This window comes from Thermus sp. FJN-A (genome assembly GCF_054655095.1).
Genome location: NZ_BAAHSC010000169.1, coordinates 76,542 through 95,149, shown reverse-complemented (window position 1 = coordinate 95,149; position 18,608 = coordinate 76,542). Strand labels below are relative to the sequence as shown.

The following is an 18,608-nucleotide window of genomic DNA, read 5'->3' as shown; positions in this document are numbered from 1 at the left end:
CCCGGCGGAGGGGGTTGACAGCCGGCACGGGGGAGGAGTAGCTTGGTCGTAAACGTTTACGATGGGTAAGAAAAAGCCTCTTACCATCAAAGAGATCGCCCGGGTAGCAAACGTTTCCGTAGGCACCGTAAGCCGGGCCCTCAATGGCCGTCCGGGGGTAAGCCCCTCCACCCGCGCCCGGGTGCTCGAGGCGGTGAAGACCTTGGGCTTCGTGCCCAGCGTTGCCGCCCGGGAACTGGTGGGAAAGTCCACGGCCATCGGCCTCCTCTTTGCCCCTGGGGTGCGCCGCTACACCCCTTACTTCGCCTTGCTCCTGGAAGCCCTCTCCGAGGCCCTTTGGCGCGAGGGGTTGCGGGTCACCGAGGTGCCCACCGATCCCCGCGGCCTGCCCCTGGCCCAGGCCCGCGCCTACCTCCTCCTGGGGGCCCATGACCATGACCCGCGGATCGAGGCCCTCCAGGCTAGAGGAGAGCCGTTCGTCCTCATCGGCACCTACCCCGGGGCGTTCTGGGTGGCCCCCGACGACACGGAGGGGGGCTACCAAGCCACCCGGCACCTCCTGGAGCTGGGCCACCGGGAGATCGCCCTCATCACCGGGCACCTGCACCACCAGGCGGGGCGGGACCGCCTTTTGGGGTACAAGAAGGCCCTCGTGGAAGCCGGCCTCCCCTTCCGTTCCGAGATGGTCCTGGACGGGAACTTCGAAGCCCTCGCCGCCTACCGGGCGGTGCGGCGGGCCTGGGAGGAGGGCTTGCGCTTCACCGCCCTCTTCGCCGCCTCCGACGAGATGGCCCTGGGGGCCTGGGCGGCCCTCGAGGACCTCGGCCTAAGGGTGCCCGAGGACGTGAGCCTGGTGGGCTACGACGACCTGCCGGACCTGGAGCGCAAGGTCACCACCGTGCACCAGGACATCCCCACCATCGCCCAAGAGGCGGTCCGCCTGCTCAAGGAGGCCATGCAGGGGGGCACGCCCGTGGGGCGGCGCGTGCCGGTTTACCTGGTGCCCCGGGGCACCAGCGCCCGAAAGGGGGTGGGATAGGAGGACGAAACTCGAGCATCGGGCCAACGGCTTCTGGTTTCGCTAAAGGAGGTGGGTATGCGCAGGTTTTTGATCGCCGTCTTTGCCCTTTTGGCCTTTGCCCTGGCCCAGACCCAGGTGCGCATCTCGGGCTGGGGCGGTACGGACATTGCCATCGTCAACGGTCTGCTGAAGGAGGTGGTCCAGCCCAAGCTGGACCGGGAAGGCATCCGGGTTCTCTACGAGCCCATTGAGGGGGACTATACCCAGTGGCTCTTCAACGCCCTTTCCGCCGGGACGGCGCCGGACCTCTTCTACGTGGACATCTTCTGGTCGGAAAGCCTCTTCGCCACGGGGAGGGTTGAGCCCCTGGACGCTTACTTCACCCGGCAGGAGGTGGGGGAGTTCCTGCCCAACCTCATCCAGGCCTTCACCTACAAGGGGAGGCTCTACGGCATCCCCAAGGACTTCAACACCCTGGCCCTCCAGTTCAACCGGGACTTGTTCGACGAGGCCGGGGTCCCTTACCCGCACCAGCAGGACACCTGGGAGACCTTTGAGGCCAAGCTCCGCCAGGTGCAGGCCAAGCTGAAGGACGTGGCGGGCCTGTGCGTGGTGGCCGACTTCGCCCGCTTTGGGGCCTTCGCCTTCGCCACGGGCTGGAAGCCCTTTGACGAGAAGGGACACACCGTCTTGGACCAGAACTTCCGCCGGGCCTTCGAGTGGTATACCGGTCTGGTCAGGCGCGGGGCAGCCCGGTTCGCCCAGGATCTGGGCGAGGGCTGGACCGGCGGCTGCTTCGGTGGGGAAAAGGCGGCCACGGCCCTCGAGGGAGCCTGGATCGCGGGCTTCCTCCGCGACAAGGCCCCCAACATGCGCTACGGCACCACCTTCCTGCCCCTGGACCCGGTCACCAAGCAGCGGGGCAACTTCGTCTTCACGGTTTCCTGGAGCATGAACGCCGCCAGCAAGAACAAGCAGGCCGCGGCCAAGGTCCTCAAGGCCCTCACCTCCCCCGAGGCCCAGCAGTGGGTGCTGGAACGGGGTCTCGCCATCCCCAGCCGCCGGGCCCTGGCCAACAACCCCTACTTCCAGCGGCCCGGAAAGGAACCTGAGCTGAACCGCATCGTCTTCCAGGGCTCTACCGCGCAAGGCGGGAGGGTCTACCCCTTTAAGTTCCTGGGCTACGGGGGGGACTGGATGCGGCCCATCAACGATGCCTTGCTGGCGGTGATGACCGGCCAGAAGGGCGTGGACCAGGCGCTCCGGGACGCCCAGGCCGCCCTGGACCGGCTCACGGGTAGAAGGTAAGCCCAAGGGGGGCGGCCCAGGCCGCCCCCCAAGGAGCCCCCATGCGGTTTAAGGCGCGCACCCTCGAGGGCCTCTACGCCCTCTTCCTGCTCCTCCCCTTCCTCTTTACCCTTGGAGTCTTCTTCCTCTACGCCTTCCTGCGGGCCGTCTACTTCAGCTTCACCGACTACAACCTCTTCGATCCGCCCCGCTGGGTGGGGCTCGCCAACTACCTGCGCCTCTTCCAGGAACCCCTCTTCCTCACCGCCCTGAAGCACACCCTGGCCTACAGCCTGATCGTGACCGGCCTGCAGACCTTTCTGGCCCTCCTCCTGGCCGTGGCCCTCAACCAGCCCCTAAGGGGGATCACCTTCTTCCGCACCCTTTACTACCTGCCCTCGGTGGTCTCCACCGCGGCGGCCAGCCTGCTTCTCTTGTGGCTCTTCCAGCGCACCGGCCTTGTGAACCAAGGGCTTTCCCTCCTCCTCGCCCACCTGCCCCACCTCCTGGTCTTCGGGCTCCTCTTCCTGGGCTTCCAGGGGGCACAGGTGACCTGGGAGAGGCGGAGGGGGCTTCCCGCTCCCTTCCTGGACCCGGCCCTCGCCGCCCTTTCCTTCCTCCTGGCCCTGCTGGGGACCTATGGGCTGGCGGCCCTAGGGCTCCTTCCCGCCCGCGAGGTGCGGGTGGAGATCCCCTGGCTCCCCACCCGGGCCACGTTCCTGGGCCTCCCCTACCCCCTTTGGGCCATCGTGCTCATGAACACCTACACCACCATCCCCACCTTCATGGTCATCTTCCTGGCGGGCCTCAAGGGGATCCCCCGGACCCTCTACGAGGCGGCCGCCATCGACGGGGCCGGCCCTTGGGTGATGTTCACCCGGATCACCGTTCCCCTGCTCCGCCCCGTCCTCTTCCTGGTGGTCACCATGGGCCTCATCGGCACCCTGCAGCTCTTTGACCAGGTGCTCTTCGTGGGCGGTTCGGGCGGGGCCCCCCTGGAGAGCACCATCACCCTGGCCTACTACGTTTACGGCAACGTCTTCCCCTCGGGGGCATCCCCCCGGGTGGGCCTGGCCTCGGCGGCGGCCCTCTTCCTGGCAGGGCTCACCCTCCTCATCGTCTTGCTGCAACGGCGCTTCGGCGTGGGGGAGCGGGGGTGGTCGGCGTGACGGCCAGGGAGGCGGCCCGCCGCCGCTGGGCCAGGGTGGCCTGGGCCTACGGCCTTCTCCTCGCCTTCGGGGTTTTCTTCGTGGGGCCCTTTCTCATGGGCTTCCTGGCCAGCCTGAAGGCCGACCCGTTGGAGTGGCCCTTCGCCCTGCGCTTCGCCCAGGTGAGCCCCAAGAACTGGGCCGCCGCCTGGCGCCTGGGCCGGGAGGGGGGTGGGGATCCCTGGCTCGGGGGAATGCGCCCGGGAAGGGAGGTGGTCCTGGAGGTGGCCTACTTCAGCCCCGGGGGGGTTCAGCCCGAGCTCCAGGCCCAGATTCCCCGCCGGAAGCCCGGGGCGGGCATGGGGGCCGTCTTTGAGTCCCCGTACGCCGCGGACTTCGTGCGCCTCGAGGGCCCCACCCTCCTGGAGCGCCGGGAGGCCCGTCTGGGGGAGGTGGAGGGGGCCCTTTTCCGCTACCGCCTGCGCCTGGCCTACCCGGGGGAGGGGCCTTACCTGGAGCGGGTGCCCCTGGACCTGGAGGCCCCGCGGGGCGTGGTCCTGGTGGGGGCCACCCTGGACCCCACCCGCTTCGAGCGGCGGGGGAGGGTGGCCAGCTGGGACAACGTGACCCCTGGCCTCCTGGGTTACGTCTTCCACAACTACGTGCGGGCCTTCCGGGAAGCGCGGAGCCTGGAAACCGGGGAAAGCCTCTTCCTGCGCTGGACCCTGAACTCCTTTTTCCTGGCCCTCGTCAAGGTGGGGACCACCCTGGCCTTCGCCGCCATGGCGGGCTACGCCCTGGCCCGCCTGCGCTTTCCCGGCAGGCAGGCCCTCTTCCTCTTCATGCTCTTCAGCATGATGGTCCCCGGCCAGGTGACCTTCATCTCCAACTACCTGGTCCTCCGGGACGGCATCTTCGGCCTATCCCGGCTCTTCGGGGTGGAAACCCTCCTCAACACCTACACGGGGCTCATTCTCTCCGGGCTGGTGGGGGCCGGCGCCGTCTTCATCATGAAGCAGTTCTTTGAGTCCATCCCCAGGGAGGTGGAAGAAGCGGCCTTGATCGACGGGGCCACGCCCTTGCAGACCCTTTTCCGCATCGTCCTCCCCATGTCTACCCCGGCCTTGGGTGCCCTGGCCATCCTCACCTTCCAGGGGACCTGGAACGAGTTCTTCTGGCCCTTCGTGGTCCTCACGAGCCCCCGGGACATCTACACCCTGCCCATCGGCCTCCTCTCCTTCCGCAGCGCCTACGGCCAGGTGGGCGACTGGGGCCTGATCCTGGCGGGCGGGTTTTTCTCCATGGTCCCCGTCCTCATCCTCTTTGCGGTGTTCCAGCGCTACTTCGTGGAAGGGGTGAGCGTGGGGGCGGTGAAGGAGTAAAGGATGTTCCCCTTGAAGGAAGACGACACCTACCTGGTCCTGAACGAGCAGGGCTTTGCCGAGGATGGGGCGGAGGGGTTCTACCGCCACGATACCCGTTTCCTCTCCCGCTACCGCCTGCTGTTGCCCGAAGGGCTCCGGCTCCTGCAATCCCGCTCCCCCAGACCCGACCGCCTGGTGCAAGACTGGGCCCGCTTCGCGGGGCCGGATGGGGAGGTCCACCTCAGGCGGGAGCTGGTGGTGGCCCGGGGGAAGGTGGTGGACCGCCTCTCCTTCCGCAACCTCTCCCGAGAGGCTTTGGAGGTGCGGGTGGGCCTGGAGGTGGAGGCAAGCTTTGTAGATTTATTCCAGGCAAGGGGGTGGCACCAGCCCCCCCCCGAGCCCCGGGGCCTCCGGCACCGGGCGGAGGACGGGCTGGAGCAGGGGGTTACCCTCTCCCCTGCCCTGCCCCGGGAGGGCTACTACCGTCTTCGCCTGCCCGGGAGGGGGGAGGTGGTGTGGGCCCTGGAGGTGGGCCTGGAGAGCCCCCTCGAGGCCCCGGGTACCCTGCCCAGTTACGAGTCCTTCCTGGCGGCCTTCCCCTTGGGGGATGGCCCCTGGTTCCTCCCCCTGCGCCAGGCCCTTTGGGACCTCAGGGCCCTCCTCCTTTCCACCCCGGAAGGCCCCGTTCCCGCCGCCGGCATTCCCTGGTTTGTCGCCCCCTTCGGCCGCGACAGCCTCCTCACCGCCTTCATGCTCCTGCCCTGGGGCAAGGAGGTGGCCCGGGCTGTTCTCCGCTACCTGGCTAAGCGCCAGGGCGTGGTCCAGGACCCTTTCCGGGAGGAGGAGCCCGGCAAGATCCTCCACGAGGTGCGCCTGGGGGAACTTTCCCGCACCGGCCGGGTGCCCTTCGCCCGCTATTACGGCACCGTGGACGCTACCCCCCTCTTTTTGGTCCTCCTGGGCCGCTACCTGGACCTCACCGGGGACCTCTCCTTGGTGCGGGAGCTCAGGCCCCACTGGGAGGCGGCCCTGGGCTGGTTGGACCGGGCGGACCTGGACGGGGACGGCCTCCTGGAGTTTGCCCCGAGCGGCACGGGGCTTGTGGTCCAGTCCTGGAAAGACTCCCACGACTCCATGAGCCACCGGGATGGCCGCCTGGCCGAACCCCCCCTGGCGGTGAGCGAGGTGCAGGGCTACGCCTACGCGGCCTATAGGGCCGCCGCCGCCTTTTACCAGGCCCTGGGGGAGCAGGCGAAAGCCGAGGCGCAAAAGACCCGGGCCCAAGAGCTTTTCCAACGCCTCCAGGAGGGGTTTTGGCTTCCCGAGCTCTCCACCTACGCCCTGGCCTTGGACCGGTACAAGGAGCCCCTGCGGGTGAAGGCTTCCGACGCAGGCCACCTGCTTTGGGCCGGAGCCGTGCCCCGCGAGCGTTTAACCGAGCTGGTGGCCACCCTTTTCTCCGAGGAAATGTGGTCGGGCTGGGGGCTTCGCACCCTGGGGAGCCGGGAGGCCCGCTACAACCCCCTCTCCTACCACAACGGTTCCGTCTGGCCCCACGACACCGCCCTCTTCGCCGGAGGGCTTTTCCGCTACGGGCTCAAAGAGGAGGGGTTAAGGGTAGCCCAGGCCCTCCTGGACCTGGCCCATTCCCAGCCCGACCTCCGCCTCCCGGAGCTGGTGGGGGGGTTTCCCCGGGAAGAGGGCCTACCCCCCGTCCCCTATCCCGTGGCCTGCCGCCCCCAGGCCTGGGACGCGGCGGCCCTTGTCTACCTCTACGCCCTGGCCGGGGGTTTCCGGGCCTGGTAACGCCACCCCAGGCTGGCCTGCGCCAGCCTGGGGCCCCGGCAAAAGGCTGGGCAGAGGCTCTGGCCTTCCCCTATCCTCGCCCTGCGCCGTGAAGGGGTCGTTCCCCTAAACCAGCGGGGCCTTCACGGTTTCTTGGGAGCGTGGGCCGTGGCGGCCTTCCCGGAAACGGCCACCAGGCGGCCATCCTTGCTCAGGGCCAGGTGGCGGTCCTTGAGCAGGCGGACCAGGGTGTACGTGCCCCTGCCGATGCGGACCTGCAGGGCCTCGAGGCTCATGGCCTTACCCACCACCGCATAGCGGTAGCTCTTCCCCTGGGGCAGGGCGAAGACCACGTAGGCGACCTTGGCGAGCTCGGCCGCCTCGGGGAGCATCCCCTTGCCCGTCTGCCACACCACAAGGCCCTTGGCATCTTCCAGGAGCAGGACCGTGGTCGCGGGCAAGGACCGGGGCGGGAAGACGCTGGAGACCTTGAGCCCGCCCCCCAGGGGCGCCGCCAGGGCCAGGGCCGAAACCAAAAGGAACCCGAGCATCCGTTTCATCCGCTCACCTCCGGAGCCTTCGCTCCAGGGTCCATTGAAAGGGAGGTGGCTGAAGGGGACCTGAAGGCAAGGCGCACGCGGAAGCCCGTTGCCTTAGAAAAGGAAAGCCCTGCCCCCAGGGCCTCCGCCACCTGGCGGACCACCCGCAAGCCGAGGCCTTCCTGGGCGCGGGGCGGCGGTCCGGCCCCCTCGTCGCCCACCTCGAGGAAGGGCCGGCCCTCCTCTTCCCCTACCCTTAAGACCACCGTCCCCCGGCCGTGGACCAGGGCATTGTGCACCAGGTTGTTCAAGGCCCGTTCCAGAAGCAGGGGATCGGCCAGGGCCCGCACTGGCTCGGCCTCCAGCAGGATCTCCCGCCCCCGGGCCACCGCCAGGGGCTGAAAGCGGTCGAAGACCACCCCGGCAAGGTGGGCCAGGTCCAGTTCCGCCGGGCGCAGGTCCTGGGCTTGGGCGCGGGAGAGGGCCAAGAGGTTTTCCGCCAGGGCTTCCAGGCGTTCCGCCTGCACCTTGAGCCGGCCCAGGGTCTCCCGGTCCAAAGAGGGGGCCTTGAGGAGCCGCTCCAGGCCCACCCGGAAGGCGGCGATGGGGGTTCTGAGCTCATGACTGGCCAGGGCTAAAAAAGCCCGTTCCCGCTCCCGTTCCTCCTTCAGGGTGGAGAGCAGACGGGCAAAGGCCTGGGCAAGCCTGGCCACCTCGTCCCGGCCGTCCGGAGGTTCCAGCACCCTAAAGCGCAAAGCCCCTTCCGCCAGGCGCCGGAGGGGGGCCAGGGCCAGGCCCACCAGGAAGTAGGCCAGGACCCCGGTGGCGAAACCCACCAGGAGGACGAGGGGTAGGCCAAAGCGCAGGTAGAGCAAGGCCAGGCGGTCCGCCACCCCCAGGGGTTGGGCCACCACCAGGCGGTAAGCCCCCCGTTGCACGGCGTAGGCCCGCCAACCCCCCAGACTAAAAGGCCTTCCCGCTTGGGCGGTGGCCAGGATCCGCGGGGGCGACGAGAGACCCCCCGACCAGAGGAGCACCCCCTCTCCGTAGAGCCAGGCGGCGGCGGGGAAATCCCCTCCCAAAACCTCCTGCTCCACCTCAGGGGGCACCTGGCGGTCGGGCTGGGCCAGGGCCGCTTCCAGCAGCACGTTGGCCTGCAGGTGCAGGGCGCGGTCCACCTCGGCCAGGGCCAGACGGGTGAGCAAGAGGCTGGAAAACCAGAGGCCAAGGCCCAGCCCACCCAGGGCCAGAAGCGCCGCGATCAGGGCCAGGCGGGTACGCAGGCTCATCCGGGAACGCGGTAGCCCAGGCCTCGCACCGTCTCGATGAGGCCTTCCCCCAGCTTCCTTCGCAGGTTCTTCACGTAAACCTCCACCAGGTTGGACTCGCCCTCATAGCCCGGACCCCATACCCGCTCCAGGATCTCCTCTTTGGAGAAGACCCGGCCGGGGTTGAGCATGAGAAGTTCCAGCACCTGGTACTCCTTGGCGGTCAGGCTGACGGGCATGCCTGCCCGGGCCACCCGGTGGGCCTCCACCTCGAGGACCACCCCCGCCACCTCTACCCTTCTGGGACGCACCTCACCCCTCCTGAGGAGGGCCCGGATACGGGCGATCAGCTCGGGCAGGGCGAAGGGTTTCGTCAGGTAGTCTTCCCCCAGCTCCAGGCCCTGGAGGCGGTCGTCCAAGGCATCCTTGGCGGTAAGGAAGAGGATGGGCTGGGTAAAACCGCTTTCCCGTAACGACGCGGCTAACTGGAAACCCGCCTCCTCGCCTCCCGGCAGGCGGACGTCCAGGATCAAGGCCCGGAAGGGAAGCTTCCATAAAAGCTCCCAAGCCTCCTCCTGGGAGCTCGCCCAACTGACCTGAAAACCGTGTTCCTCCAGGGCCTGGGCTACGGCTTTCCCCAGGTCCAGGTCGTCTTCCAAGAGGAGAAGCCGCTCCGGCATCAGAGCTTCAGGGCCTGCCTCAAGGCGTAGACCTTCTGGGGAGTGAGCTTCTTGGCCCGCTCCTTCTTCACCTCCTCGGGGGTGTAGGGCTTGAACCCGGCGGGCGGCTTGTTCCCGAAGGCGCTGGCCAAGAAGTTCAGGATGGCCGCCACCTGGTCATCCTTGAGCTGGGCCTCCCAGGCGGGCATGGACCCGTTGTAGACCTGCCCCTTGACCCGGATCTCCCCCTGGAGCCCAAAGAGCACCACGTTGAGCAAATAGGTCCGCCCCTCCTTCTTGGCCAGGATCTCCTGCACGTGCCCTGCCAAGGGCGGGAAGGCGCCCGGGAGGCCCTGTCCGTTCGCCTGGTGGCAGCTTGAGCAGTACTGCCCGTACAGGGCTTGTCCGCCCTGCCCTAAGGCCAGGCCGAAGAGCAACGCCAACGCGGCGATCCCCAGCTTGCGCATGCTCCACCTCCAGGCCTTCAGTCTAACCCTTCCGCTGAAGGGGAGCTGAAGCCTTGCACCCTTTGGCCCAGGGTGTATCCTGAGGGCGTGGCGTTATTAGGATTCCCTAAATCCCGCCCCTGGTGGTGGTACCTCGGCCCCGGGTTCCTGGTCTCCGTGGGCTACATGGACCCGGGGAACTGGGCCACCAGCCTCGAGGCGGGAAGCCGCTACGGCCTTGCCCTCCTCTTCGTGGTTACCCTGGCCAGCGCCATGGCCGTCCTGTTCCAGGCCCTGGCGGTTCGGCTTGGGGTGGCCACGGGAAAGGACCTGGCCGAGCACATGCGGGCCCGCTACCGGGGGGGCTTTGGGCGCTTGCTCTTCCTCACCGCCTTCCTGGCCATGGTGGCCACGGACCTGGCGGAGTTCATGGGCATGGCCGTGGCCCTGAACCTGCTCCTCGGGCTCCCCCTGGTTTTGGCCGCCTGGCTCACAGTTTTGGACGTCTTTCTCATCCTCTACCTGGAGCGCTTTGGCTTCCGGGTGCTGGAGCTTGCCATCAGCCTTTTGGTGGGGATCATCGGCCTGGCCTACGTGGTGGAGGTGGCCTTGGCGCGGCCGGGGTTCGGCGAGCTCCTCGGGCACCTCTTCCTCCCTAGCCCCGCCCTGGCCGACCCGGGGGCCCTCTACGTGGCCCTGGGCATCCTGGGGGCCACGGTGATGCCCCACAACCTCTTTTTGCACTCCGCCCAGGTCAAGACCCGTCTGGGGGAGGCGGGGAAGCGGGTCTACCGGTTTTTGCTCCTGGACACGGTCTTGGCCCTATCCGGGGCCTGGCTGGTGAACGCGGCCATCCTGGTGGTGGCGGCCACCGTCTTCCACCGGCATGGCCTAGTCATCGCTGACCTGGCGGAAGCCTACCACACCCTGGGCCCCCTTCTGGGGCCCCTGGCTGCCCTGGCCTTCGGGGTGGCCCTCCTGGCCAGCGGGCTTTCCAGCACCACCACCGGCACCTTGGCGGCCCAGGTGGTGGTGGAGGGGTTCACCCAGGCCCGGGCGAACCCGGCCCGGGTCCGCCTCGTTACCCGGCTTTTGGCGGTCCTTCCCGCCTCCCTCGCCCTGACCCTCCATGCCTCCCCCATGGCCCTCATCGTCCTCTCCCAGGTGGTCCTCTCCTTCCAGCTCCCCTTTACCCTCTTCCCCCTGGTGCGCCTGGTGGGCGAGGCTCGCACCATGGGGCCCCTGGTGGCCCCCGGGTGGCTTCGCCTCCTGGCCTGGACCGGGGCCCTTTTGGTTTTGGCCCTTAACCTCCTCCTCCTGGTCCAGGCCGTGGCCTCCTGAGGCCAGGGGTGGGTTCACCAGGCCAGGGCCAGCCCCTCGGCCCTGGGGTCGGAGGCGGCCACCAGGGCCTCCCCCCGCCGCAAAACCGCCTGGCCCCGCCCGAAAAGCCCGTGTTCCACCTCGTAGCGCACCCGGTGCCCCAGGTCCTTCAGGAAAAGGGCCGTGGCCTGGGGTACCCCCGGCTCCAGCAGCACCTCGTCCCCTCCCCGGCCCGGCACCACCTGCCAGCGGGGACGGTCCAGGGCCGCCTGGGGGTTCAGCCCGAAGTCCGTGAGGCCCAGGACCACCTGCACGTGCCCCTGGGGTTGCATAAAGCCCCCCATGACCCCGAAGGGGCCCACGGGCCTCCCCTCCCGGGTCAAGAAACCGGGGATGATGGTGTGGTAAGGCCGCTTCCCAGGACCCACCCGGTTCGGGTGCCCCGCCTCCAGGGAAAAGCCCAGGCCCCGGTTCTGCAGGGCGATGCCCGTCCCCGGCACCAGGATCCCCGAGCCGAAACCCTGGTAGTTGGACTGGATGAGGGAGACCATCACCTCCCCGTCCGCCGCCGCCAGGTACACCGTCCCCTCCGGCCTCAGGCCAGGGAGGACCTGGGGCAGGGCCCGCTCCCCGATGAGCCGGCGCCGCTCCGCCACGTACCCCGGGGCGAGCAGGGCCTCGGGGGGCACCTCCAGGAACCGGGGGTCGGCCACGAAGCGGAAGGCGTCGGCGAGGGCCAGGCGCATGGCCTCTATCTGGAGGTGGTAGCTCAGGGGGTCGTCCGGCCTCAGGTCAAATCCCTCCAGGAGGGCCAGGGCCAGGAGGGCGGCGATTCCCTGACCGTTCGGGGGAAGCTCGTGCACCGTGAGCCCCCGGTAGGTGAGGGACAAGGGCTCCACCCACTCCGGGGTGTGGGCGGCCAGGTCTTCCCGGGTGAGGAGACCCCCGGTCTCCGCGCTGAAGCGGACCAGGGCCTCGGCCAAGGAACCCCGGTAGAGGCTTTCCCCGTAGGTTTCGGCGATCTCCTTGAGGGTCTTGGCGTGCCCAGGGCTGCGCCACACCTCCCCCGCCCTCGGCGCCCTCCCCCCGGGAAAGAAGACCTCCCGAAAGGCCTTGAACTCCGGGCCCTCCAAGGCCAGGTAGATCCCCTCCGCCCGCCGCCAGGCCCGCGCCGTCTCCGGCCCCACCGGGTAGCCCTCCTCCGCATACCGGATGGCCGGGGAAAGAACCTCGGCGAAGGGAAGCCTCCCCCAGCGCTCGTGCAAGGCCCGCCACCCCGAGACGGCCCCAGGAACCGTGACGGCAAGCCAGCCCCTCGGAGGCATCCCCGACTCGGGAACCCGCTCGGGGGTAAGGGCCAAGGGGCTCTTGCCCGAGGCGTTCAGGCCCCACAGCCTCCCGTCCCAAACCTGGGCAAAGAGGTCCCCCCCGATGCCGTTGGAAGTGGGCTCCACCACCGTGAGGCACGCGGCCATGGCAATGGCCGCATCCACCGCGCTTCCCCCCTTTAAGAGCATCTCCATCCCCGCCAGGGCCGCCAGGGGTTGGCTCGTGGCCACCGCACCCCGCCGGCCCAAGACCACGGAGCGCCGCGAAACATAGGGGTAAAGGGTAAGGTCCACGGGCTTTACTCTACGGGTTGCGGTAGGGGTTTGGGAGGAGGGGTGGGGTTATGTGCTTGTTATCACGATTAAACTTGCTCGTGATAAAACGCTCCCCTGGGCCTTCTCCACCACCCTGGCCCGCACCGCATCCCACACCGGGTCCGCGAACAGGTCCACCGGTTCGGAAAAACGCCCCTCCTTCAGGGAGAAGGCCAGGCCGCAAACCATGGGCACGCAGAAAAAGGTGGAGGCGGGGGTGTTGGCCCGCACGGGCATGAGGGGCAGGTGATGGCTCCCCCGGGTGTCCCCGGCCACGAACGGAGCCAGGGCGAAGGGGGGGCCAAACTCCTCGGTGGCGGGGAAGATCTTCTGGGTGCGCACAAGGGCCACCGGGTCGTCCTTGCCCACGTACCGCCCGGCGATGTTGCGCAACCTGGTGGTGCTCACCACCGCCGCCACCTCCCCGTACCTACGGGACCAAATGGAGGCGATGCCGAAGCGGTGGGAGTCCCGCAGGAGCGCGGCGATGTCGTAAAGCCGCTCGGGGGCATCTAGGACGATGTAGCTGTCCCGCTCCGTCTGGGCCAAGTCCATGATCTGGAAACGGAATCCGGGCCGCAGATCCGGGGAGAGGAGGAGCCCCGAGGAGTACATGGGGTCGGCGAAGGCCAGGTAGAGGGGGAGGTTGAAGGCCCCCGGTTCCGTCTTGTCCGCGGCCAAGACCATAAAGGGCTCCGCCGGGCGTTCCTCAAACTCCATCTCCGCCACCTGCGGTCCCAGGCCGTGGAGGTTGCCCGTGAAGGCGTCCTTCAAAAGGTCCTGCCCCGCCCCGTAAAGGCCCTCGGCCTTGGCCACCTCCGTGCCTTCCCGGAAGGCCTTCCAGGCCAGCCCGTGAACCTCCGGGTTTCCCGGACCATGCCTGTGGGAAAGGAGCAAGACGATGTCGTCGCCGATATGAAACACGTAGGCGTCCAGGAGAAGGCTCCCCACCGCCTCCTGGACCACCTCCCTCACCCGCCGCAACACGGCCCCGCTCGGCAGGGTGTGTCCCCCCACGGACCCGATGTCCGCCTTGAGGACGCTCAAGGTGACCTTCATAAGCGCCTCCTTTCGTTTCCATGTTTCCACACGGGCAACCCCCTTGGCAAGGCCAAGGGGGGAAACCCCTTGACGCCGGGATCCCCGAGGGGTATGGTGGCCCTACCGACCGGTCGGTGAGCCATGGTGACCGCCACCAAGGACCGCATCCTGGAAGAAGCCGCCAAGCTCTTCACGGAGAAGGGCTACGAGGCCACCAGCGTCCAGGACCTGGCCCAGGCCCTGGGGCTTTCCAAGGCTGCCCTTTACCACCACTTCCGCAGCAAGGAGGAGGTCCTCTTCGCCATCAGCCTGCGGGCCCTCGAGGGCCTCCTGGAGGCCACAAGCGGGGCAGCAACCCTGCCCGATCCCGAAGCGGCCCTCCTTCGCCACATGGAGGCCCACGCCCGCTACTTTGAAGAAAACCGGCCCTTCTTCGTGGCCATGCTCCAGGGCCTCTCCAGCCTCTCCGGGGAAAGGCGGGCGCGGATCGTGGCCCTGCGCGACCGCTACGAGGAGCGCCTGCGCTTTCTCCTGAAGCGGGGGATGGAGGCCGGGGTTTTCCGCCCCCTGGACCCCGCCCTGGTGGGCCGGGGCATCCTGGGCATGCTGAACTGGATGGTCCGCTGGTTCCAGCCCGGGGGGCCCATGGGGGCCGAGGCGGTGGCCCGGTTCTACTTTGACCTGGTCCTGAAGGGGCTTAAGGCCGGGTGAGCCAGGCGCTTGTCCCTTAGCCGTACGGCAACCGGCCTCCGGCGGGGCCCGCCCTTAGGCCCAGTGGTTCAAGGGCCCGTGGCCCTGGCCCAGGGAGGGCGCCCCCTGAAGGGCCCGGGTGAGGTAGGCCTTGGCCTCGGCCACCGCCTCCTCGAGGGGCCTTCCCTTGGCGAGGAGGGCGGCGATGGCGGCGGAGAGGGTGCAGCCGGTGCCGTGGGTGTTCCGGGTGTGGACCCGGGGGGCGGAGAAGCGCAAGACCCCTCCCCGGGTGGCTAAAAGGTCCACCGCCTTTTCCCCCTCCAGATGCCCCCCCTTGAGGAGGACGGCCTTGGGGCCTAGGGCGAGGAGGGCCTTGGCGGCCTCCTCCGCCTCCTCAAGGGTGCGGATGGGGCGACCCAGGAAGGCTTCGGCCTCGAGGCGGTTCGGGGTGACGAGGTCCGCCAAGGGGAAAAGCCTCTCCTTGAGGGCGGCCGCCGCCTCCGGGGCGAGGAGGGGGTCCCCGCTTTTCGCCACCATCACCGGGTCCACCACCAAGGGCCGGACCCCGAAGCGCCTCACCGCCTCGGCCACCGCCTCCACGATGGCCGCATCCCCCAAGGCCCCGGTCTTGGCGGCATGCAGGGGGAAGTCCTCGGCCACGCTTTGGATCTGGGCGTAGACCACCTCGGGGGGGAGGAGGTGCACCCGCTGCACCCCCAGGGTGTTCTGGGCGGTGATGAGGGTGAGGGCGCTCGCCCCGTAGACCCCGAAGCGGAGGAAGACCTTGAGGTCCGCCTGCACCCCGGCCCCGCCCCCCGAGTCCGAGCCCGCAATGGTGAGGGCCACCCTCATCCTTCCTCCAAGGGCTTCCCCCGGGTCTCCTCCCCCACGCCGAAGGCGAAGGCCCCGGCGAGAAAGAGGAGCCCCCCGTGGAGGGCCAAGACCCCGCCGGGGCCCAAAAGGGGGAGGAGGACCCCGGTGGCGTAGGGGGCCAGAATCCCCCCCACCCGGCCCACCGCCGCCACCAGGCCCGCCCCGCTTCCCCTAAGGGCCGTGGGGAAAAGCTCCGGGGTGTAGGCGTAAATAGCCCCCCAGGCCCCCAGGTTGAAGAAGGAGAGGAGGCTCCCATAAAGGAGCACCTCCCCAGGGCCTCCCGCCTGGGAAAGGAGGAAGGCGAAGAGGGCTGAGAGGGCCAAAAAGCCCACCAGCACCGGCCTCCGCCCCAAGCGCTCCACCAGGAAGGCCGCCGCGAGGTAACCCGGCACCTGGGCCAGGGTGATGAGAAGGACGTACTCCAGGGAGCGCACCAGGGTGTACCCCTGGGCCACGAGGAGGGAGGGAAGCCAGATGAAGGCCCCGTAGTACCCGGCGTTCAGGGCGAACCAGGCGAGGGCGAGGAAAACGGTGCGCCGCAAGAGGGGCCTCCGGAAGAGGGCGGTGTAGGGCAGGGGCTTGGGCGGAGGGGTGGGGATGGGGGTGGGCTCTGGCAGGGGGCCGGGGAGGTTCTTTTCCCAAGCGGCCACCAGGGCCTCGGCCTCCCCCACCCGCCCCCGGGCCACGAGCCAGCGGGGGGACTCGGGGAGGGAAAGCCTCAGGTAGGCGGCGTAAAGGGCGGGAAGGGCCCCGGCGAGGAAGGCCCCCCGCCAGCCCAAGGAAGGGACCAGGAGGTAGCCCATGAGGGCGGCGAGGAGCCACCCCACGGCCCAGAAGGCCTCGAGGAGCACCACCATCCGGCCCCGGTGGGTCTTTGGGCTAAACTCCCCCATGAGGCTTGCCGCCACGGGAAGCTCCGCCCCGAGGCCAAGCCCCGTGAGGAAGCGGAAAACGAAGATCCAGGGGAGGCTTGGGGCGAGGGCGGTGAGGAAGCTCCCCAGGCCAGCCAGGAAGAGGCTGTACCCCACCACCGCCTTCCGGCCGAACCGGTCGGCGAGCCTTCCCCCGAGGAGGGCCCCGAAGAGCATCCCCAAAAGCCCCACGCTCCCCAAAAGCCCCGCCTGGACGGGGCTTAGGCCGAACTCCCGGGAAAGGGCGGGCAGGGTGAAGCTGATGAGCCCCACGTCCATGGCGTCCAGGGCCCAGCCGAACCCCAGAAGCAGGAGGAGGCGGTAGTGGGGCCTGCCCAAGGGCAGGCGTTCCAGACGGGCGATGGGATCCATGGCCTCAGGTTACAGGAAGCTCCATGCGGGCCCCTCCCTTCAGCACCGCCTCCACCAGGTTCATGGGGCAGAAGGGGCCGCACATGCTGCAGGCCTTGGTCTTGGAGCCCCGTTCCTCCTTGAGGCGCCTGGCCTCCTCGGGGAAGAGGGCGAGGGCGAACTGGCGCTCCCAGTCCAGGCGGTAGCGGGCCTCGGACATCCTCCGGTTCCTCTCCAGGGCCTTTCTGTTCCCCCGGGCCACGTCGGCGGCGTGGGCGGCGATTTTAAAGGCGATCACCCCTTGCTTCACGTGCTCGGGCGTGGGCAGGCCCAGGTGCTCCGCCGGGGTCAGGTAGCAGAGCATGTCCGCACCCCACCACCCCGCCAAGGCCCCCCCGATGGCCCCGGCGATGTGGTCAAACCCGGCGGCAGTGTCCACGGGGAGCATTCCCAGGATGTAGAAGGGCGCATGCCCGGTGAGCTTCTTCTGGATCTGGACGTTGGCGGCCACCTCGTTTAGGGGGATGTGCCCGGGACCTTCCACCATGGCCTGGACCCCGGCCCTTCTAGCCCTTTCCACGAGCTCCCCGATGGTCAAAAGCTCTGCGATCTGGGCCCGGTCGGTGCTGTCGGCGAGGGAGCCCGGCCTCAGGCCATCCCCCAGGGAGAGGGTCATATCGTAGGTGCGGGCGATGTCCAAGAGGTCGTCAAAGCGGGCGTAGAGGGGGTTTTCCTCACCGCGGTGGAGCATCCAGGCAGCCATGAGCCCGCCGCCCCGGCTCACGATGCCCGTGGTGCGGGAGCTATGCCGGTAGACCTCGAGGTTCTTGAGGGTCACCCCCACGTGCACCGTGATGTAATCCACCCCTTCCTTTCCGTGCTCCTCGATCACCTGGAAGAGCTCGTCCGCGGACATGTCAAAGAAGTTCTTGCGCTTAGCCGCCCTAAACTCCGCCTCGTAGATGGGCACGGTTCCCAAGGGGACGGTGGCCACCTCCAGGATGCGCCTGCGGACCTCCTTGAGGTCCCCTCCGGTGGAGAGGTCCATGACGGTGTCCGCCCCGTATCGGATGGCCACCCTGGCCTTCTCCACCTCCTCCTCCACGTCCACGTAGTCGTAGGAGGTGCCCAGGTTGGCGTTCACCTTCACGGAAAGGCCCTCCCCGATCCCCTTGAAGTCGGTGAGGGTCACGTGGTTCGGGTTCCTGGGGATGACGATCCGGCCTGCCGCCACCCCTCCCCGCACGAACTCGGGGGAAACCCCTTCCTTCTCGGCCACGTAGGCCATCTCCTCGGTGATCTTCCCTTTCCTCGCCGCCTCAAGCTGCGTCATCCTTCCACCCCCAAAAGCTTTAAGAGCCTCTTTGCCGTCCAAGGGGCCAGGAGGACCCCGTTCCTCCCGTGCCCCACCGCCGCGTACACGCCTTCTTCCACCTCGCCCACGAAAAGCTCCCCCACAGGCCTATACCCCCAGACCACCCCCCTAAAGCGGGCCCCTTCCAGGGAGGGAAAGCGCTCGTGGGCGTAGTCCGCAAGCCACCTGAGGCCGAAGAGGTCCACCCCCTCCTCCCAGCCCTCCCTCTCTGTGGCCCCCACGTAGACCCCACCCTCCCGGGGCAGGAGGTACCCTTCTCCGGCGAAGAGGGGCCCGGGCGGGGCCTCGCCCTCTAGGAGCAACGCCTCCCCCTTAAGGGGCCTAACCCTTAGGCCAAACCGCTCCCCCCAGGCCCCCACACAGAGGAGGACGAAGCGGGCCTTAAGGACCCCTTCCCCCCAGTAGACCCTTCCCCCCTTCACCCCCTCCACCTCGGCCCTCAGGTACTCCCCGCCAAGGGCCTGGAAGACCCTGAGGAGGGCTTCGCGGAGGACCTGCGGGTGGACGTACCCCCCGGGAAAGGTGCGGGCACCCCTTCCCCCCCGCACCGGGTAGGACAAGGGCTCCTGGGCCCCCCAAACCTCCCCTTCTCCGTGGGAAAGGGCCACCACCTGGGTGCCGGAAAAGCCCGCCTCCACCTCCAGCCCCCGGGCCTTGAGCTCCTCCAGGAGGTCCGGGTAGTACTGCAGGCCGAAGAGGGCCGCCTCTAAAACCTCCCCAGAGAGCCCCTCGGGGTAAGGGGCGAGCATCCCCGCGCTCGCCCGGGTGGCAGCCCCCTCCTTCTCCGCATCCAGCAGGAGGACCGCCACCCCCCGCTTGGCGAGCTCGTAGGCGGCGAGGGCCCCGATGATCCCGGCCCCCACCACGGCCACGTCCGCCCTCATGGC

The 18,608-nt window shown here is 68.8% G+C and carries 17 protein-coding genes; 7 read left to right on the top strand and 10 right to left on the bottom strand.

Going from position 1 to position 18,608, the window contains the following annotated elements; translation table 11 throughout:
* The first annotated feature begins 61 nt into the window (after positions 1-61).
* The 5 genes from ACYQ0J_RS04770 to ACYQ0J_RS04750 are packed head-to-tail and all read left to right on the top strand — an operon-like array spanning position 62 to position 6,626.
* On the top strand, positions 62-1,039 hold the full coding sequence (locus tag ACYQ0J_RS04770) for a LacI family DNA-binding transcriptional regulator (RefSeq protein WP_460171038.1): 978 nt from the start codon (positions 62-64) through the stop codon (positions 1,037-1,039).
* A gap of 57 nt (positions 1,040-1,096) precedes the next feature.
* Entirely contained in the window at positions 1,097-2,329 is a 1,233-nt protein-coding gene (locus ACYQ0J_RS04765) for an ABC transporter substrate-binding protein (protein WP_460171037.1), read from the top strand.
* 41 nt (positions 2,330-2,370) lie between these two features.
* Positions 2,371-3,477, top strand: coding sequence for a carbohydrate ABC transporter permease (locus tag ACYQ0J_RS04760; RefSeq protein WP_460171036.1), 1,107 nt, complete (start codon positions 2,371-2,373; stop codon positions 3,475-3,477).
* Complete coding sequence (locus ACYQ0J_RS04755; RefSeq protein ID WP_460171144.1) at positions 3,474-4,838, top strand: carbohydrate ABC transporter permease; 1,365 nt, start codon at positions 3,474-3,476, stop codon at positions 4,836-4,838. Before ACYQ0J_RS04760 ends, ACYQ0J_RS04755 begins: the two co-directional genes overlap by 4 nt.
* Before the next feature lie 3 nt (positions 4,839-4,841).
* Positions 4,842-6,626, top strand: a complete 1,785-nt coding sequence (locus ACYQ0J_RS04750; RefSeq protein WP_460171035.1) for a glycogen debranching N-terminal domain-containing protein — start codon at positions 4,842-4,844, stop codon at positions 6,624-6,626.
* A gap of 122 nt (positions 6,627-6,748) precedes the next feature.
* Here the strand turns inward: ACYQ0J_RS04750 and ACYQ0J_RS04745 are convergent, their stop codons facing one another.
* Genes ACYQ0J_RS04745 through ACYQ0J_RS04730 form a run of 4 tightly spaced genes read right to left on the bottom strand, consistent with a single transcriptional unit; the run spans position 6,749 to position 9,538 of the window.
* A complete protein-coding gene (locus ACYQ0J_RS04745) occupies positions 6,749-7,165 on the bottom strand; it encodes a hypothetical protein (protein WP_460171034.1) in 417 nt (138 codons plus the stop codon).
* Positions 7,162-8,433, bottom strand: coding sequence for a sensor histidine kinase (locus ACYQ0J_RS04740; RefSeq protein ID WP_460171033.1), 1,272 nt, complete (start codon positions 8,431-8,433; stop codon positions 7,162-7,164). Before ACYQ0J_RS04740 ends, ACYQ0J_RS04745 begins: the two co-directional genes overlap by 4 nt.
* Positions 8,430-9,092, bottom strand: a complete 663-nt coding sequence (locus tag ACYQ0J_RS04735) for a response regulator transcription factor (protein WP_460171032.1) — start codon at positions 9,090-9,092, stop codon at positions 8,430-8,432. Before ACYQ0J_RS04735 ends, ACYQ0J_RS04740 begins: the two co-directional genes overlap by 4 nt.
* Positions 9,092-9,538 carry a c-type cytochrome gene (locus tag ACYQ0J_RS04730; RefSeq protein WP_460171031.1) on the bottom strand — a complete coding sequence of 149 codons (447 nt, stop codon included), beginning with the start codon at positions 9,536-9,538 and terminating at the stop codon, positions 9,092-9,094. The genes ACYQ0J_RS04735 and ACYQ0J_RS04730 overlap by 1 nt, the downstream gene beginning before the upstream one ends.
* Before the next feature lie 87 nt (positions 9,539-9,625).
* On the opposite strand from ACYQ0J_RS04730, the gene ACYQ0J_RS04725 reads away from it, so the two are divergent.
* Positions 9,626-10,858 carry an Nramp family divalent metal transporter gene (locus ACYQ0J_RS04725; protein ID WP_460171030.1) on the top strand — a complete coding sequence of 411 codons (1,233 nt, stop codon included), beginning with the start codon at positions 9,626-9,628 and terminating at the stop codon, positions 10,856-10,858.
* 14 nt (positions 10,859-10,872) lie between these two features.
* Here ACYQ0J_RS04725 and ACYQ0J_RS04720 read toward each other — a convergent pair whose 3' ends face one another.
* Both ACYQ0J_RS04720 and fbp read right to left on the bottom strand, forming a co-directional pair.
* The gene (locus tag ACYQ0J_RS04720; RefSeq protein ID WP_460171029.1) at positions 10,873-12,459 is read right to left on the bottom strand and encodes a gamma-glutamyltransferase family protein; all 1,587 of its coding nucleotides are present in this window, start codon (positions 12,457-12,459) and stop codon (positions 10,873-10,875) included.
* 48 nt (positions 12,460-12,507) lie between these two features.
* Positions 12,508-13,539: a fructose-1,6-bisphosphate aldolase/phosphatase gene (fbp, locus tag ACYQ0J_RS04715; protein WP_460171028.1), complete on the bottom strand. Its 1,032-nt coding sequence runs from the start codon at positions 13,537-13,539 to the stop codon at positions 12,508-12,510.
* 123 nt (positions 13,540-13,662) lie between these two features.
* On the opposite strand from fbp, the gene ACYQ0J_RS04710 reads away from it, so the two are divergent.
* Positions 13,663-14,232 carry a TetR/AcrR family transcriptional regulator gene (locus ACYQ0J_RS04710; RefSeq protein WP_460171027.1) on the top strand — a complete coding sequence of 190 codons (570 nt, stop codon included), beginning with the start codon at positions 13,663-13,665 and terminating at the stop codon, positions 14,230-14,232.
* A 54-nt stretch (positions 14,233-14,286) separates the two neighbouring features.
* Here ACYQ0J_RS04710 and thiD read toward each other — a convergent pair whose 3' ends face one another.
* From thiD to ACYQ0J_RS04690, 4 genes are read right to left on the bottom strand one after another with little or no spacing between them, the layout of a single operon-like run.
* Complete coding sequence (gene thiD / locus ACYQ0J_RS04705) at positions 14,287-15,063, bottom strand: bifunctional hydroxymethylpyrimidine kinase/phosphomethylpyrimidine kinase (protein ID WP_460171026.1); 777 nt, start codon at positions 15,061-15,063, stop codon at positions 14,287-14,289.
* Positions 15,060-16,367 (bottom strand): MFS transporter, encoded by a 1,308-nt coding sequence (locus ACYQ0J_RS04700; protein WP_460171025.1) that lies wholly within the window; start codon positions 16,365-16,367, stop codon positions 15,060-15,062. Before ACYQ0J_RS04700 ends, thiD begins: the two co-directional genes overlap by 4 nt.
* Before the next feature lie 4 nt (positions 16,368-16,371).
* Entirely contained in the window at positions 16,372-17,679 is a 1,308-nt protein-coding gene (gene thiC, locus ACYQ0J_RS04695; protein ID WP_460171024.1) for a phosphomethylpyrimidine synthase ThiC, read from the bottom strand.
* Positions 17,676-18,605 carry an NAD(P)/FAD-dependent oxidoreductase gene (locus ACYQ0J_RS04690; RefSeq protein WP_460171023.1) on the bottom strand — a complete coding sequence of 310 codons (930 nt, stop codon included), beginning with the start codon at positions 18,603-18,605 and terminating at the stop codon, positions 17,676-17,678. Before ACYQ0J_RS04690 ends, thiC begins: the two co-directional genes overlap by 4 nt.
* Positions 18,606-18,608: the final 3 nt, after the last annotated feature.